This window comes from Streptomyces sp. MI02-7b, from assembly GCF_033793585.1.
Lineage (GTDB): Bacteria > Actinomycetota > Actinomycetes > Streptomycetales > Streptomycetaceae > Actinacidiphila.
This window is the reverse complement of the sequence record NZ_JARAWX010000032.1, coordinates 24,018-38,186: the sequence shown is the minus strand read 5'-3', so window position 1 is coordinate 38,186 and position 14,169 is coordinate 24,018. Positions and strand designations below refer to the sequence as shown.

Annotated in this window: 19 protein-coding genes; 16 read left to right on the top strand and 3 right to left on the bottom strand. The window is 72.8% G+C overall.

Annotated elements, in window-relative coordinates:
- Positions 1-177: 177 nt before the first annotated feature.
- Positions 178-543 (top strand): ArsC/Spx/MgsR family protein, encoded by a 366-nt coding sequence (locus PV364_RS35660; protein ID WP_319664943.1) that lies wholly within the window; start codon positions 178-180, stop codon positions 541-543.
- Between the two features lie 378 nt (positions 544-921).
- Entirely contained in the window at positions 922-1,665 is a 744-nt protein-coding gene (locus PV364_RS35655) for an SDR family oxidoreductase (RefSeq protein ID WP_319664941.1), read from the top strand.
- A gap of 36 nt (positions 1,666-1,701) precedes the next feature.
- On the opposite strand, the gene PV364_RS35650 is transcribed toward PV364_RS35655, so the two are convergent.
- Positions 1,702-2,121: a universal stress protein gene (locus tag PV364_RS35650; RefSeq protein ID WP_319664939.1), complete on the bottom strand. Its 420-nt coding sequence runs from the start codon at positions 2,119-2,121 to the stop codon at positions 1,702-1,704.
- A gap of 369 nt (positions 2,122-2,490) precedes the next feature.
- Between PV364_RS35650 and PV364_RS35645 the strand changes: the two genes are divergently transcribed.
- From PV364_RS35645 to PV364_RS35605, 9 genes are all read left to right on the top strand, one after another.
- The gene (locus PV364_RS35645; protein ID WP_319664937.1) at positions 2,491-2,907 is read left to right on the top strand and encodes a cupin domain-containing protein; all 417 of its coding nucleotides are present in this window, start codon (positions 2,491-2,493) and stop codon (positions 2,905-2,907) included.
- 1,398 nt (positions 2,908-4,305) lie between these two features.
- Positions 4,306-5,667, top strand: a complete 1,362-nt coding sequence (locus PV364_RS35640; RefSeq protein WP_319664935.1) for an FAD-dependent oxidoreductase — start codon at positions 4,306-4,308, stop codon at positions 5,665-5,667.
- Positions 5,668-6,145: 478 nt separating this feature from the next.
- The gene (locus PV364_RS35635) at positions 6,146-6,295 is read left to right on the top strand and encodes a hypothetical protein (protein WP_319664934.1); all 150 of its coding nucleotides are present in this window, start codon (positions 6,146-6,148) and stop codon (positions 6,293-6,295) included.
- Positions 6,296-6,390: 95 nt separating this feature from the next.
- Positions 6,391-6,960, top strand: a complete 570-nt coding sequence (locus tag PV364_RS35630) for a hypothetical protein (protein WP_319664933.1) — start codon at positions 6,391-6,393, stop codon at positions 6,958-6,960.
- Between the two features lie 223 nt (positions 6,961-7,183).
- Positions 7,184-8,362: an alanine racemase gene (alr, locus tag PV364_RS35625; RefSeq protein ID WP_319664932.1), complete on the top strand. Its 1,179-nt coding sequence runs from the start codon at positions 7,184-7,186 to the stop codon at positions 8,360-8,362.
- Positions 8,359-9,405 carry a D-alanine--D-alanine ligase family protein gene (locus PV364_RS35620; RefSeq protein ID WP_319664930.1) on the top strand — a complete coding sequence of 349 codons (1,047 nt, stop codon included), beginning with the start codon at positions 8,359-8,361 and terminating at the stop codon, positions 9,403-9,405. Before alr ends, PV364_RS35620 begins: the two co-directional genes overlap by 4 nt.
- Positions 9,406-9,473: 68 nt before the next feature.
- Entirely contained in the window at positions 9,474-9,695 is a 222-nt protein-coding gene (locus PV364_RS35615) for a hypothetical protein (protein WP_319664929.1), read from the top strand.
- 77 nt (positions 9,696-9,772) lie between these two features.
- Complete coding sequence (locus PV364_RS35610; RefSeq protein WP_319664927.1) at positions 9,773-10,921, top strand: sensor histidine kinase; 1,149 nt, start codon at positions 9,773-9,775, stop codon at positions 10,919-10,921.
- Positions 10,918-11,565 (top strand): response regulator transcription factor, encoded by a 648-nt coding sequence (locus PV364_RS35605; protein WP_319664925.1) that lies wholly within the window; start codon positions 10,918-10,920, stop codon positions 11,563-11,565. The genes PV364_RS35610 and PV364_RS35605 overlap by 4 nt, the downstream gene beginning before the upstream one ends.
- Positions 11,566-11,575: 10 nt before the next feature.
- On the opposite strand, the gene PV364_RS35600 is transcribed toward PV364_RS35605, so the two are convergent.
- Complete coding sequence (locus tag PV364_RS35600) at positions 11,576-11,839, bottom strand: hypothetical protein (RefSeq protein ID WP_319665010.1); 264 nt, start codon at positions 11,837-11,839, stop codon at positions 11,576-11,578.
- On the opposite strand from PV364_RS35600, the gene PV364_RS35595 reads away from it, so the two are divergent.
- From PV364_RS35595 to PV364_RS41405, 4 genes are all read left to right on the top strand, one after another.
- A complete protein-coding gene (locus PV364_RS35595; protein ID WP_319665004.1) occupies positions 11,735-11,992 on the top strand; it encodes an FAD-binding protein in 258 nt (85 codons plus the stop codon). The two genes, PV364_RS35600 and PV364_RS35595, sit on opposite strands and share 105 nt — an antisense overlap.
- Positions 11,941-12,084, top strand: coding sequence for a hypothetical protein (locus PV364_RS35590; RefSeq protein WP_319665008.1), 144 nt, complete (start codon positions 11,941-11,943; stop codon positions 12,082-12,084). The genes PV364_RS35595 and PV364_RS35590 overlap by 52 nt, the downstream gene beginning before the upstream one ends.
- Before the next feature lie 163 nt (positions 12,085-12,247).
- Complete coding sequence (locus tag PV364_RS35585) at positions 12,248-12,424, top strand: hypothetical protein (protein WP_319664924.1); 177 nt, start codon at positions 12,248-12,250, stop codon at positions 12,422-12,424.
- A 63-nt stretch (positions 12,425-12,487) separates the two neighbouring features.
- A complete protein-coding gene (locus PV364_RS41405) occupies positions 12,488-12,667 on the top strand; it encodes a BBE domain-containing protein (RefSeq protein WP_415924650.1) in 180 nt (59 codons plus the stop codon).
- A gap of 71 nt (positions 12,668-12,738) precedes the next feature.
- Here PV364_RS41405 and PV364_RS35580 read toward each other — a convergent pair whose 3' ends face one another.
- On the bottom strand, positions 12,739-13,398 hold the full coding sequence (locus tag PV364_RS35580) for a hemerythrin domain-containing protein (protein WP_319664923.1): 660 nt from the start codon (positions 13,396-13,398) through the stop codon (positions 12,739-12,741).
- A gap of 311 nt (positions 13,399-13,709) precedes the next feature.
- Here PV364_RS35580 and PV364_RS35575 point away from each other — a divergent pair, with 311 nt between their 5' ends.
- Positions 13,710-14,048 (top strand): hypothetical protein, encoded by a 339-nt coding sequence (locus tag PV364_RS35575; RefSeq protein WP_319664922.1) that lies wholly within the window; start codon positions 13,710-13,712, stop codon positions 14,046-14,048.
- Positions 14,049-14,169 lie beyond the last annotated feature (121 nt).

Below are 14,169 nucleotides of genomic sequence, written 5' to 3'. Positions count from 1 at the left end.
GGATCCTCCGGCCGCCCTCGCCGTTGTTCAAGGGGTCGCACGCGTCACTCTTGTGCCATGGCACAAGAGTGACGCGATCAGACGGGGTCGTCGGCCGTGACGCGTCCGGGCGGACGGCGGTGGATATCCCCGTGAATTCGGCGTGTCGCCGTTCGCTCCGACAGAAGAGGCGAATTCTTGGAGATCTGGATCAATCCGGCCTGCTCGAAGTGCCGTTCGGCACTCGCCATCCTCGACGAGGAGGGGGCCGCGTACACCGTGCGGCGCTACCTGGACGACCCGCCCACCGCGGCCGAGCTCACCGCGTTGCTGGACCGGCTCGTTCTGGAGCCCTGGGACATCGCGCGCACGGGCGAACCCGTCGCGGCCGACATCGGTCTGACGGCGTGGGCCCGGGACGACTCCACCCGCCAGCGGTGGATCGAGGCGCTGACCCGGCACCCGGCCCTCATCCAGCGGCCCATCATCACCGCGGACGACGGAACGGCCGTCGTGGCCCGCAGCGAGGACGCGGTCCGCTCCGTGCTGCCCCCCACGCCGTAGGCGATCGCTTCCCACAGGCGGAGGACCGCCGCCTCGGCGGCGGGACGGTGCACGGCGCGCACCGTGGCCCCCGATTCGGGGACGGCTCCCGCAGCGGGACGAAGGCGGCACAGCCGAGTGGTCCGCCCGGGCCGTGGCCACGGCGCGCCTGGGCGAAGTGAACCCTGCGTGCCGGCAGGGAGTCCTACCGGTTCGGCCGGTACGAAGTCCGCCGGTACGAAGTCCTGGCCGAACGGTCCCCCGGGTCCAGCGCACCCCCGCGGGCACGCGAGGTGTCACAACGACGGTCCGGGCCCGGTCACGGTGATGGTGCGGCCGGCTTGACCGCCACCAGAGGACCAGCGGGGTCGCCGAGCCCCCGGAAGGAAGCGGGCCCGCATGAGAGTCGTTGTCGCAGGGGCCACCGGTCCGGTCGGAGCCAAGGTCGTCGCCAGGCTGCGGGACCGGGGTGCCGACGTCGTCCCCCTCCCCCGCCGTGAGGGCGCCGACGCCGTCACGGACCGCGGGCCGGAGCAGGCCCTGTGCGGCGCGGATGTCGTGGTGGACGTCACGTGCACCACCACGCGCGCCGGGCAGGCCGGCCTGCGCTGCTTCCGCTCCGCCACGACCGGGCTGCTGGCCGCCGCGGAGAAGGCGGGCGTCGCACATCATGTGATCCTGTCCGTCGTGGGGACCGAACGGCTGCTGTCCGGCTGGTTCCGCGCGAAGCTGCTGCTGGAGGAGCAGGTGCGGCGGTCTCCGATCCCCCACTCGATCGTGCGTGCCGCGCCGTCCTTCGAGTGCGTCGAGGCCACCGTCCTCGCGGACACACCAGGGGACGGCGGCGTGCGCGTCGCGCCCGCCCTGATGCGGCCGGTGTCCTCGGACGAGGTCGCCACCACCGTCGCGCACGTCGCCATGGGAGTGCCGCTGTGCGACACCGTCGCGATCGCGGGTCCGGAGGAGTTCCGGCTCGACGAACTCGCCGTGAAGCTGCTGGCGGCCCGGTGCGACACGCGGGACGTCGTCACCGACGCCCACGCCTGGTTCTTCGGCGCCGCCCTGCAGCAACGGTCACTGCTTGCCGGGGCGCACGCCCGGACGAGCCGCACGACGTTCGACGAGTGGCTCGCCCAGCGCTGACGCCCGCGGCACCGACCGCGCCTGCGCGGGCGCCGGTCAGGGGACGACGATGACCGGCCGGTGAGCCCGGCGCATCAGTGTGCGGGAGATCGAGCGGAAGAGCGTGCCACCGGCACCACGCGACCGGCCCACGATGATGGCGTTCGCCCGGTATGTGCGGCCGGCCTTCTCCAGCTCGTCGGCAACGACGCCGCTGCGCCGGACGAGGGTCCACGACAGCCCCGACAGATGCTCCTCGCAGGCGAGTTGCTCTGCCAGGGTCCGCATACCGTCGTACGGATTCCGCCCGGCAGCCGGCGGCTCGAAGCCGAAGAACGCGGCGACCGCGCTCTGTCGTGCGACGTGGACGACGATGAGCGCCGTGCCGGAACGGCGCGCCATCCCGGCCGCGTACGACAGCGCCCTTTTGCTGCGCGCGGAACCGCTGTAGCCGACGAGCACACCGTACCTGTCCACGGCCGGTTGATCGCCGTCGAAACCGAGGGCCGGGTCCCGGGAGGAACGCGGCGGCCACGGGAGGGCACTGTCACCGCCGGGTTCGGGAGAGCCATGGCCTGCCATGAGATGCCTTTCCAGTGGGAGCGGCGCGGGCGGCGCGGCGCGACGCGTTGGCCGGGGTCGCATCGCGGTCCTCACAGCTGACCGGGGAATCCGGTGGGGTGTGACAACCGCCGGTGTCGCCTGTGACACATCCGCCCGGCGTGTGCGCGTGCGTCCGGACGCCGGAACCCCGCCCCGTCCGGGGCGGGTTCGCCGCGTTCCGGCTGTCACAAACGGGCGGACCGCCCGGTCGTCACTGCGGACAGTCCCTGTTTGGAGGAATTCATGAGTGCTGAGCACACGCACCTGCCCCCAGGTGTCGAGGTGATCGCGACCCTGCCGGAGGCGGCGCCCCGCGTCCCGGACGGCGCCGAGGCCAGGACCATCCGCGTCACGCTGTCGCCCGGCGACCCCGGCGCGCCGCCGCACCGGCACCCCGGGCCGCTGTTCGGCTACGTGACACAGGGCGAGATCCTCTTCGAGCTGGAGGGCGAGCCGCCCCGGGTGCTGAAGGCCGGTGACGCCCTGTTCGAGCCCGGCGGCGACGTGATCCACTACCTGGGTGCCAACAACCTCCAGGACGCCCAGTCGCAGCTGGTGGTGACCATGTTCGCGGCTCCGGGGTCCCCGGTTCTGACCGTGGTGAGCGCGGAGGAGCTGGCCGAACGGCGGCACCTGCGCCACACGCCGCCGGGCCACTGACCCGGTCGAACGGAGGGGGCGGGGCGCGCCGACGCCCCGCCCCGCCGCCTGGGTGGTGACGTCGGCCGTGGGGGGGGGTGGTCCTCGTCGCGGGTGCCACACCGGGCCGCTTGCTCCTTGGCGTAGAGGGAGCCGTCGGTGCTGTCGAAGCCGGTGACGACCTTGGCGGTGCCGTCCTTGAAGAACGACTGGTTGTTCGTGCCGGACACACCGCCGCCGAGCACCATGTGCACGGCGGCGAAGGAGGTGCCGACGACGTCCGTGGGGTGCGGGACCGGGTTCGGGGTGAGGGTCCCGCCGCCCGCGACGACGCCGCGCACGGCCAGCGACCGCTCGTCGTCGTGCTCGTGGCCGCACACCACCAGGCCGACGCCGTACCGGTCGAGGTGCGACCCGTAGTGCCGGCGCAGGGCCGTGTCCGCGCCGCTGTCGTCGGTGCAGCTGGTCATGACCTGGTGCATGGCGACGACGATCCAGTCGATGTCGCACGAGGCGCGGGCGGCCTTCGGCTCCCGCTCCAGGAAGGCGAGCCGGGCGCCTGAGGAGCCGGCGATGCAGTAGTCGCTCGCGCGCCGGTGGACGAAGCGTCGTTGCGCGGCGCGATGACGCGCACCGAGCCCGCGGTGAACGCCTACCACGCACCTGCCGGTTCGGGGTGGTCTCGGTCGACGGCAGGTCGAAGTACGCCTGGACGGCGCCCATGCCGGGCGCGCCGTCGCCGGACTGCCCAGAAGCGCGGTCGCGGCGGCTCCGGTGCCTGACGTGTCCAGCAGGCCGAGCTCGCATCGCCGGATGCGCCGGCTGCCGGGCGTTGTGCCGGACGTCGTGATCGCGGTGTCCGCCGGTGCCCTCTCCGAATGCATGGGAGTCGTGCGCACCGCACCCTCGCGCCCCTCCGCGGCCGACCAGCGAATTCCGTTTCGTCGAATTCCGATCACGAGGCGGATCATCGCCTGCGGCGAGGAAGCCGCCCGGAACCGGAAGTGTCAATCGTGTGCCGTATCCGTCCCGCCGGCTTTCTCTTGGCACTGCCTCGACGTGCGCGATTCCCTACGAAAAGCCCTCGCCCGGTATCCGCGGCCCCGGCCGGCGCGTGCCCGCGCGCCCCTCGGCCGGTACCGCCGCGCCGAGCACCGCCCCGCCCCGGGGCTGGTGCGACACCGGGGCGGGGAAGCACGGGAACGCCACCGTCGCCGGCCGGACGGGGGCGGGCGCCTGTCCCCGCACCGCCTGAGTACGGTCCCGTACCCGCCGGAAGTGCCATTCGGCCGGGCACAAAGTCGTAGGACCAAGAGCCGGTTCCAAGGGGCAGGGGGCCATCGGATAGAGTCGGGGTCGCCGCGGAAAGGAAATTATCTGCTCGTTGCGCGGTACCGCAATTCGGGAGGTACGTATTCCATGTCGCGTCCGATTCGCATAGCCATTGTCGGGGCAGGCCCTGCTGGAATTTACGCGGCGGACGCGCTGCTCAAATCCGAATCCGCGCAGGAACCGGGTGTGTCCGTCGACCTGTTCGAGCGCATGCCCGCGCCTTTCGGTCTCATACGCTACGGCGTGGCACCGGACCACCCCCGGATCAAGGGCATTGTCGAGGCTCTGCACCAGGTTCTCGACAAGCCGCAGGTGCGTCTGTTCGGCAACGTCGACTATCCCGGTGACATCGAGCTGGACGATCTGCGCGCGTTCTACGACGCGGTGGTCTTCTCGACCGGGGCGCTGTCCGACCGGGCGCTGGACATTCCCGGGATCGACCTCGACGCCTCCTACGGCGCCGCGGACTTCGTCTCCTGGTACGACGGGCACCCCGACGGGCCGCGCAGTTGGCCGCTGACGGCGGAGAAGGTGGCCGTGCTCGGTGTCGGCAACGTCGCCCTGGACGTGGCCCGCATCCTGGCCAAGACGGCGGACGAGCTGCTGCCGACCGAGATCCCGCCGAACGTGTACGACGGCCTCAAGGGCAACAGGGCACGGGAGATCCACGTGTTCGGCCGCCGCGGCCCGGCACAGGCCAAGTTCACGCCCATGGAGCTGCGGGAGCTGGACCACTCCCCGAACATCGAGGTCGTCGTCGCCCCGGAGGACATCGACTACGACGACGGCTCGATCGCCGCCCGACGCGCGAGCAAGCAGACGGACATGGTCGCCAAGACCCTGGAGAACTGGGCCATCCGCGACGTCGGCGACCGGCCGCACAAGCTGTTCCTGCACTTCTTCGAGTCCCCGGTGGAGGTGCTGGACGACCAGGGCCGGGTCGTCGGGCTCCGGACGGAACGGACCGAACTCGACGGCACCGGCAACGTCCGCGGCACCGGGCGCTTCACGGACTGGGACGTGCAGAGCGTGTACCGCGCGGTGGGCTACTACTCGGACGAGCTGCCGAAGCTGCCGTTCGACGTGGTCTCGGGGACGGTCCCGCACGCGGCCGGCCGTGTGCTCGACGGCGACGAGCCCATGACCTCGGTCTACGTGACGGGATGGATCAAGCGCGGACCGGTGGGCCTGATCGGGCACACCAAGGGCGACGCCAACGAGACCGTCGCCTGTCTCCTGGAGGACCACGCGGCCGGCCGGCTGCCCGCTCCGGCCGCGCCGGACCCCGGTGCCGTCGTCGAGTTCCTCGAACGGCGCGGCGTTCGCTACACGACGCGCGAGGGCTGGTACCGGCTGGACGCCCACGAGCGGGCTCTGGGCGTGCCGGAAGGTCGTGAGCGCATCAAGGTCGTCGACCGTGAGGCCATGCTGGACGCCTCCGGGGCCTGAATCCGTTTCCTGGAGGAGCGGCGGGAGTCCCGGGTCCTGTAGGCCCAGTGCCTTTTTCCGATGCGCAATGCACCGGGAGACCGATTCCCGCCGCTCCGGGGAGCAATAGCGTCAGCCAGATGAGCGAGATTCCGGGAAGGCGTCCCACGAGCGCGCGATCGAGGTCGTCCGGGGCTACGGGCGCCACGACGGCATCGCGGTACGGGAGGCGCTGACCGATCTCGACGCGGACGGCTGGACAGAGGTCCATGCCCTCCTGAACGGTCTGCTGCACTCCACCTCGGCATCATGGAATTGACCGGACAGCAGGGAAAGCTCGGTCAATTGGTCCGGTACGCCGACGAGGTCGCCGCCGCGGCCCCGCTCCACCACGAGCTCGCCGTCGGCGAGGCCGTGCGCGCGTGGGCCCTCGGAGACACATCGGCGCTGCGCGCCTCTTCCGGGCACGGCCTCCGGGACGTCCCTGAAGGCCGTGCACATGACGGCCGTACTCGTCGCCGCCCTGAGCCTGGCGCTGTGGGGAAGAGCAGGATTCCTCGACGTCGTCGAAACGCTCCGGGAATCCGTCACCGCGCTGCCAATGAAGGTGGACGACCGGCCCTCCGTAACGCTCCGCCGCCGGCCGTAACGGCCGTCCGGACATCGGACTCCCGCCGGCTTCGTCGTCGATGCCACCTGCCCGCGAAGCCGGTCGGGACCCCTGCCTCCCACGGAGGGACGCCCATGAACTTCCGGTCCCCGCTGTCCGCCCTGTTCCCCGGAACCTCGGGACGGCTCCTCACCGCCCTCGTCGGCCATCGCTCCCTCGATGCCGTCCGGCCGCTGCCGCTCGACGAGTTGTCCGACACCGCCGCGGTGACGCCGGCCCAGCTGGAAACGGCGCTCTTCCGCCTCGGTCTGCTCGGCCTCATCGCCCCCCGGCGCAGCGGAGAAGCCGTACGCCTCGTCCCCGGCCACATCGCCTGGAACGCGCTGCACCAGCTGACCCACCTGCACCGCCGGGTGGCGGACACGGTCCGCGAACAGATGCCGGCCCACCTCCACCCGGCACCGGAGTACCTCGCGCTCAGCGGCGCCGTCGTCCAAGGAACGGCGACACATCCCGCGGAAGTGCTGGAGCTGATCGTCGTCCGCCCCGCCGACGGGCCGGTGGACTGGGAGGACGGCGTCGCCGCCCTCGTCGCGCGGCTCTCGCGTGCTCTGGGGAATGTCGTCGTCCACCGCAGTGCCCGCGACACCCGGGAAGCGGAAGCGATGGCCGGCGCCGGCGCGGTACGTGTCGTGCCGGCGTGACCGGCGGCCTCCGCCGCGCTCACCGAAGGACCACGTCCGCACTCGGCCGAAAGTCGTAGCGCCCCCGGACAGGTCCGACTTCTGCCCGAAGCCGGCACGCGCACCGGCTTCATAGCCTCCTGGTCATGAGCTCCCTCTCGTGGACTCGGCACTCCGGACGGCCGGCGGCCCTCGTGACCCCCTGGGCACGGGCCCGGCCGTGAGACCCCAGGAAAGGCGCCGCATGCACTGCGCACCAACGATCGCTTCCGGCCTCCGCGTCGTCGAGCCGTCCCGGCGGCCCGGCCGCGCGGACGGTGCGGAGCTGACGCTCGACCCGGCGGCGATCGCCGCCAACACCCGGTACCTCGCCACGCGGGCCGCCCGCCTGATGGCGGTGGTCAAGGCCGACGGGTTCGGGCACGGCGCCGCCGAGGCGGCTGCGGCCTCGCTCGGCGCGGGCGCGACGTCGCTGGGCGTCGCGTCGGTGGAGGAGGCGCTGCTCCTGCGCGGTGCCGGCTTCCGGGTACCGGTCCTGAGCTGGCTCAATCCGGTGGACGCCGCGTTCGACGAGGCGCTGCGGGCCGGTGTCTCGCTGGCCGTTCCCGGATCCGCGCACCTGGCCGCCGTGGTGCGCGCCGCCTCCCGGACCCGCCGCCCGGCGCGGCTGCATCTGCAGGTGGACACCGGGATGGGCCGCGACGGCGCCGAGCCCGGGGCCTGGCCGGAGTTGTGCCGGCGGGCGCGGGTGGCGGAAGCGGACGGTCTGGTCGAGGTGGTGGGCGTGATGAGCCACCTCGGCTGCGCGGACACCCCCGGCGACCCGTGCACCGACCGCGCCCTCGCCCTGTTCCGGGCCGCGGTGACCACCGCGGCGGAGGCCGGGCTGCGTCCCCGGTGGCGGCACCTGGCCGCGACGTCGGCGACCCTCACCGATCCCCGGACCCGTTTCGACCTCGCCCGGGTCGGCGCCGGGCTCTTCGGCATCGACCCGACCGGGACCACCCGGCTGCGCCCCGCCCTCACGCTGACCGCGCCCGTGGTGTCGGTCCGCGCGGTGCCCGCGGGCGCCCGGGCGGGTTACGGACACGCCTGGAGCGCGGAACGGCGCACGCATCTGGCCCTGCTGCCGGTCGGGTACGCGGACGGCCTCCCCCGCACCGCGTCCGGCCGGGCGGAGGTCCTGCTCGGGGGACGCCGGTGCCGCGTCGCCGGCCGGATCTCGATGGACCAGGTCATCGTCGACACCGGCGACCGGCCGGCCGTAACCGGCGAGATCGCCACCGTCTTCGGTCCGGGAGACCGCGGCGAGCCCACGGTAGGGGAATGGGCCGGGTGGTCCGGCACCCTGGAGCACGAGATCGTGACCGGTCTGGGCGCGCGCCTGCGCCGGACCGTGCGCCGTCAGGCGGTGGCCGCATGAACCGCACCGCGCCCTCGCAGTCCGGCCGAGTCCGCGTCGCGGTGATCGGCGGCGGCCGCAACTGCGAGCACGAAGTCTCCCTGGCGTCGGCCGCCTCGGTGCGTTCCGCCCTCGACCCCGCCGCGTACGACGTCCTGGCCCTCACCATCGGCCGGGACGGACGGTGGCAGGACGCCGACGGGCGGCCGCTGGCGGGCAGCGCCGCGGAGAGCGTGGCCGCCGCACTGGTGCTGCTGGCCGGCTGCGACGTCGTGTTCCCCGCCGTCCACGGCCCCTACGGTGAGGACGGCACGCTCGCCGCGCTGCTGGACCTGGCGGACGTGCCGTACGTCGGTGCGGGGGTCCGGGGCGGCGCGCTGGCCATGGACAAGTGGGCGACCAAGCTGGTGGCCGAGGCGGTCGGCGTCGCCGTGGCCCCGGGGTGCCTGGTCACCGCTGACGACGCGGACCAGGTGCTCTTCGACGGCCCGGTCGTGGTGAAGCCCGTCGCCGCCGGATCCAGCCACGGCGTCTCCCTCGTCCTGCGGCCCGCGGACCTGGCCCCGGCACTCGCCGAGGCCCTGCGGCTCGACGACCGGGTCCTGGTCGAGGAGCTGGTCGTCGGGCGCGAGGTGGATCTCGCCGTGCTGCGGCGGGCGGACGGCAGCCTGACGGTGGGGCCGCCGCTGGAGATCGTGCTGGACGACGGACGCCTCTTCGACACCGAGCAGAAGTACGACGGAGGGGCCCGGTTCCTGATACCCGCCCCGCTGTCCGCCGACGAGCACGACCAACTGGTCGAGGCGTCGCTGGCCGTGTTCACCGCACTGGGGTGCCGCGGGGTCGCCCGGTGCGACTTCTTCCTCACCGCGGGCGGGCCCGTGCTGAACGAGGTCAACACCATGCCGGGCATGACCGCGCAGTCGCAGGTCCCGAAGATGTTCGCGCAGCAGGGGCTGAGCTATCCCGCGCTGCTGGACGAACTCGTGCGCGGCGCCCTGCGCCCTGACTCCGGCACCCGTGTCCGCCCCCACGGCGCCACGGCCGGGCGGAGCCACGCATGACCGCCCCGCTCGATGCCGTCCTTCCCGGCCGCGACCGGGAACCCGTCCCTCACCACAGGAGGCTTCCCGTGTCCTTTTCCCTGCCCCGGCTGCTGCACTCGGCCCGGGTCTACACGCTGACCGCCCTCGAAGTCGCCCTCCTCGGCGCGGGCTCGGACCTCGTGACCGCGGACCCGGGCTCCGCCCGGCCCGAGGACTGCCACCCGGAGGCCTCGGCGGTCCCGGCCGGGCGCCACCGGGCGGTCTCCGGAGTGAGCGGCGTCTCAGGGGCATCCGAGGCGCTTCGGTGACACTGGAGGGAACCGTGGAGGGCCGAACGCTCGTCCGGCAAGCCGGAGCGGCGAACGACAGTGGGGAAGACGAAGGCGTGGAGAACAGCGCGAACCGCTTCTTGGAGCGGCTGGTGCGCGGCGTGGTGGGGCTGGCGGGCCTTGGGGTCCTCCTGGGCCTGGGCATCGTGGACCTGCAGCTGGGACTGGCCCATTCGTCCGTCATCCTGCTGGCGGTCATCACCGCCACCGTCACCTGGCGGCTGACCGGCCGGGCGCTGGGCGCCTGGGCACTGGCCCTGGGTTCGGTGGTGCTGCTGGCGACGATGAGCCCCTCCGTCACGGTCCACGAGGCTCTGCCGTTCGGGCTGACCGTCGCCGCCGTCACCCTCCTGGTCATCGGTCTGGCCGCCTGGCGCGCGGAGGCCGTCCGCGCCGCGCTCGCGGTCCCGCTGCTGCTGGCGGGCATGGTCCTGCAGCCCCTCCAGCTGTCCACCGCGAGGATCACGCCGGTCGTGTCCCTCGCCCTGGCGCTGGCCGGTGTCATCGCCTGCGCCACGGGCATGTGGGCCCGCATGCTCCAGACCGGCCGCCGCCGCCAGGCGATCGCCGAGCAGTTGGCGCAGCGCACCAGCATCGCGTCCGACCTGCACGACTACGTGGCCCACCACGTCACCGGCATCGTGGTGCTCGCCCAGGCCGCCCAGAGCGTGGCGGCCAAGCAGCCGCAGGCGGTGCTCCCCGCCCTGGAGCGCATCGAGGCGGCCGGGGACGAGGCGATGACCGCCATCCGCCGCATGGTCGCCCTGCTGCACGAACCCGGCTCGCAGGTCCGCATGACACCGATGGGCACGATCACCGACATCGCCTCGCTCGCCGATCACTTCACCTCCGGCGACGACGTGGAGGTGCGGCTGCGGATCGACGGGGACTTCGACGACGTGCCGATCGACGTCCAGTCGGCCGTGCACCGGGTGGTGATGGAGGCCCTGACCAACGTCCGCAGGCACGCCGAGGGCGTGCGGGCCCTGGAGATCCTCGTGGGCCGCGAAGCCCGGCCCGACGCGGTGACGGTCGAGGTCTCCAACGACGGCGTCGGCCGCGTCGGCCACTCGTCCGGGGGCGGCTACGGACTGGCCGGTCTGCGCGAGCGGGCCGTGGCGCTCGGCGGCTCCTTCACCGCCGGTCCGAGGACCCCGGAGGGCTGGACCGTCCGGGCCCGTATCCCGGCGGGAGGCCCGCGATGACCATCCGCGTGCTGCTCGCCGACGACCAGGCCATGGTCCGCACCGGCTTCTCCCTGATCCTCGGCGCCGAGGACGACATCGAGGTGGTGGGCGAGGCGAAGGACGGCGTCCAGGCCCTGGAGCTGAGCCGGCAGCTCAACCCGGACGTCGTGCTGATGGACATCCGCATGCCGCGGATGGACGGGCTGCAGGCGCTGCGCGAGCTGAACCGCGCCGGCGCCGCGGCCGCCCCCAAGGTCGTGGTCGTCACGACCTTCGACGACGACGCCTACGTCTACGAGGCGCTGAACAGCGGTGCCTGCGGCTTCCTCCTCAAGGACTCGGGTCCGGTGCTGCTCACCGAGGCGGTGCGGGCGGCCCATTCCGGCGAGGCCCTGGTGAGTCCGGCGATCACGGTCCGTCTGCTGAGGGGCATCCAGCCGCCGCGGACGGTGTCCTCGGCCGCGTCGGACCTGTCCTCACGCGAGACCGAGGTGGTGCGGCTGGTGGCCGACGGCATGACGAACGCGGAGATCGCGGCCGCGCTCTTCGTGTCCCTCGGCACGGTCAAGACCCACCTGGGGAACATCCAGACCAAGCTCGCCGCCCGCAACCGGGTCGAGATCGCGCTGTGGGCTTGGCGTTCCGGCCTGGTGGACGGGTAGTGGGCGCGGGTCACGTCGAGTCCCGCGGGGCGCGCGGCACGTGCGGAACCAGCAGGTGGGACGGGCGCTCCGGCCCGGAGAGCAGCGTGGTGGTGCCGCCGAAGACCTCGGCCGGGCGGTCGTCGGGGCTTGCTGGGGCGAGGTCGCGCAGAAGCTCGCGCCGGAGCGACTGGCGATCAGCTCCGGTGACTTCACCGACGTGGGAGGCGGCGGACTGCCGACGGCAGGAGGCGTGGGCTTCCTGCCCCGTTCGTACGGACTGACCATCGACCACGTCAAGGGTGCCGAAGTGGTGCTGACCGACGGGCGGGTGGTGCGTGCCGACGCGGACACCAACCCGACCTCTTCTGAGCGCTGCGCGGAGCCGGCGCCGGCATGGGCATCGTCACGTCCTTCGACATCGAGGCGACCGAACTCGGCGACGTGATCCACGCGCGGTTCGCCCACGAGGTCCAGGACGTCGGCGCCTTCCTTCAGGCGTGGGGCCGGGGCTCACCGAGAGCAGTCCTCGCGAGCTGACGCCGTTCCTCGTCGTGGCAGCCCAGGGCGGCCGGAGGATCGCCCATACGACCGTCCTCTGGGCCGACGACGACACCGGCCGCGCGACCAAGGCACTGAAGGCGTTCCTGAACCCGGCGCGGTCCTCGACCAGCAGGCCGCCGTCACCCCGTACGCGGCGTTCATGGCCCCGCAGAACACCCGGCACGACGGGCACGGCGGCCCGAACTTCCGCTCCGCGCTCGTCGAGCACCTGGACGACCGGACCACCGGCGTCATCAGCCGGATGTTCGACGAGGGCGAGACGGGCTGCTTCCAGGTCCGTTCCGTGGGCGGCGCGGTCAACGACACCCCGGCCTAGCCCACCGGACGCGGAACTTCTCCCTGGCCGTGGTCCCCCGCGGCAGCGCCGCCGAGTTCACGACTGGGACGACTCGACTTCGACGGCCTGTACCTGAGCTTCGAGAGCCACGCCCAGGAGTCCGCGCTGCGCAAGGCCTTCCCGCCGGCCACGCTGGAGCGGCTGCGCCGGATCAAGGCGACGTACGACCCGGAGAACGTCTTCCACGGCAACTTCACCATCCCGCCGGCCGCGCGGGTGTGACCCCCGGGCCCGCGGCCGGCCCCTCCGGCACCGCCGGACCGGCCGGCCGCGGGTCCCGAGCGCCGGCGGCGTCAGTCGCCCACGCGAGGCGGGGTGCTCGTGCCGTGCACCCGCTCGGCGTGGACCGCGTACGTGTGCCGTGCGGCGTCCGTCAGAGCGAGGCGGTCCGGCTCGGGGACCTCGGCGAGCAGTGCCTCGACCACGTCGGGATCGGCCTCGTACATCGCCATACCGAGGGACAACGGCAGTTTCTCCTGGGGCGTCCTGGCCATGCCGTGCTCACCGAGCTGCTTCCACTCGGCCGCGGTGACGTATTGCTCGGCGAGGGGAAGGATCTCCTTCTCCTCCAGCGCCAGGTGCTCCACGAGCGCGGGCAGCAGTCGCTCGACGGCTTCGGCGAGCCGCTCACCGTGCTGCGCCGTGGCACGCCACTGCGGCAGGAGCCCGGTCACCTCGGTGTAGCTCCGCTCGATGGCGCCGTGCTGCTCCTCCATCGTGGGGACGATCGCCGTCGCCCGGTCGCCGGCACGCTCGAGCAGCCGCGGCCACAGGAGCACGTCCTCTCCCTCGTGGTGCAGGTGCAGCAGGAAGCAGACGTGTTCCGCGTGGGCGCCGACGATGTCCGCACGCCCGACGTCACCTGGCGTCACCTCTCGTACCAGTTGCGGGAGCAGGCGGAACTCCCGGCGCAGCATGGCGTGCGCCATGAACATGTCTCGTACATCGGCCATGGGCTCGTTCACCCGCGTCACTTGACACCTCACTTGCTCTGGGAACCACGATGTGCGGCCGCCGCCCGGCGGGGCGGCGGCTCGGGAGGGACGGAGGGAAATCCGTCCGGAAAATTGCAGGCCGGTCTCCCGGTTCACGTCGGGAGACCGCCCGGATTACCGGACACGCACAATTCACGGAAGCGAACATCCGCGCACCGGCGACATCGTCGGGGATTTCGCCCGCAGGGCGCGGAAAATCCTCCGAACGACGGCCGACTCTACCAGGTACGTGCGTACGCAAGCAAATATATGCCGGCACGCACCAAGGGATGGTCTTCGTCACGATGTTCGCCGCCGCGTCGACGGGCGTTCCGGCCGAGGACCAGGGCATCGGCAGCGGCATCGCCACGACCGGCCGGCAGATCGGCGGCGCCGTCGGCCTGGCCCTCCGCATCGCTCTCGCCGGTGCGTTCAACGGAACGCCCGCGGAAGGCGATCCCGCCGGAGTCGTCGACGGCGTCAGGGCCGCTGTCTGGGCCATCGCCGCCGGTATCGGCCTGACCGCACTGGCCGTCCTGAACCTGCGGCGGGCCCCGTCCACCATCAGTGCCACGAACATGGCCGCGGCCGAGACCGCGGCGGAACCGGCCGGTGACCGCGGCCTGTGACCCGTCTCCCACCACGGGCGGTGCCGGCCCGGCGACCCCCGCGCTCCGGCACGGCCCGTGTGCCACGCCGTGCGGCCCGTGACCCCGGGGCCGCACGGCGGCACGCACGGGACACCAGTTC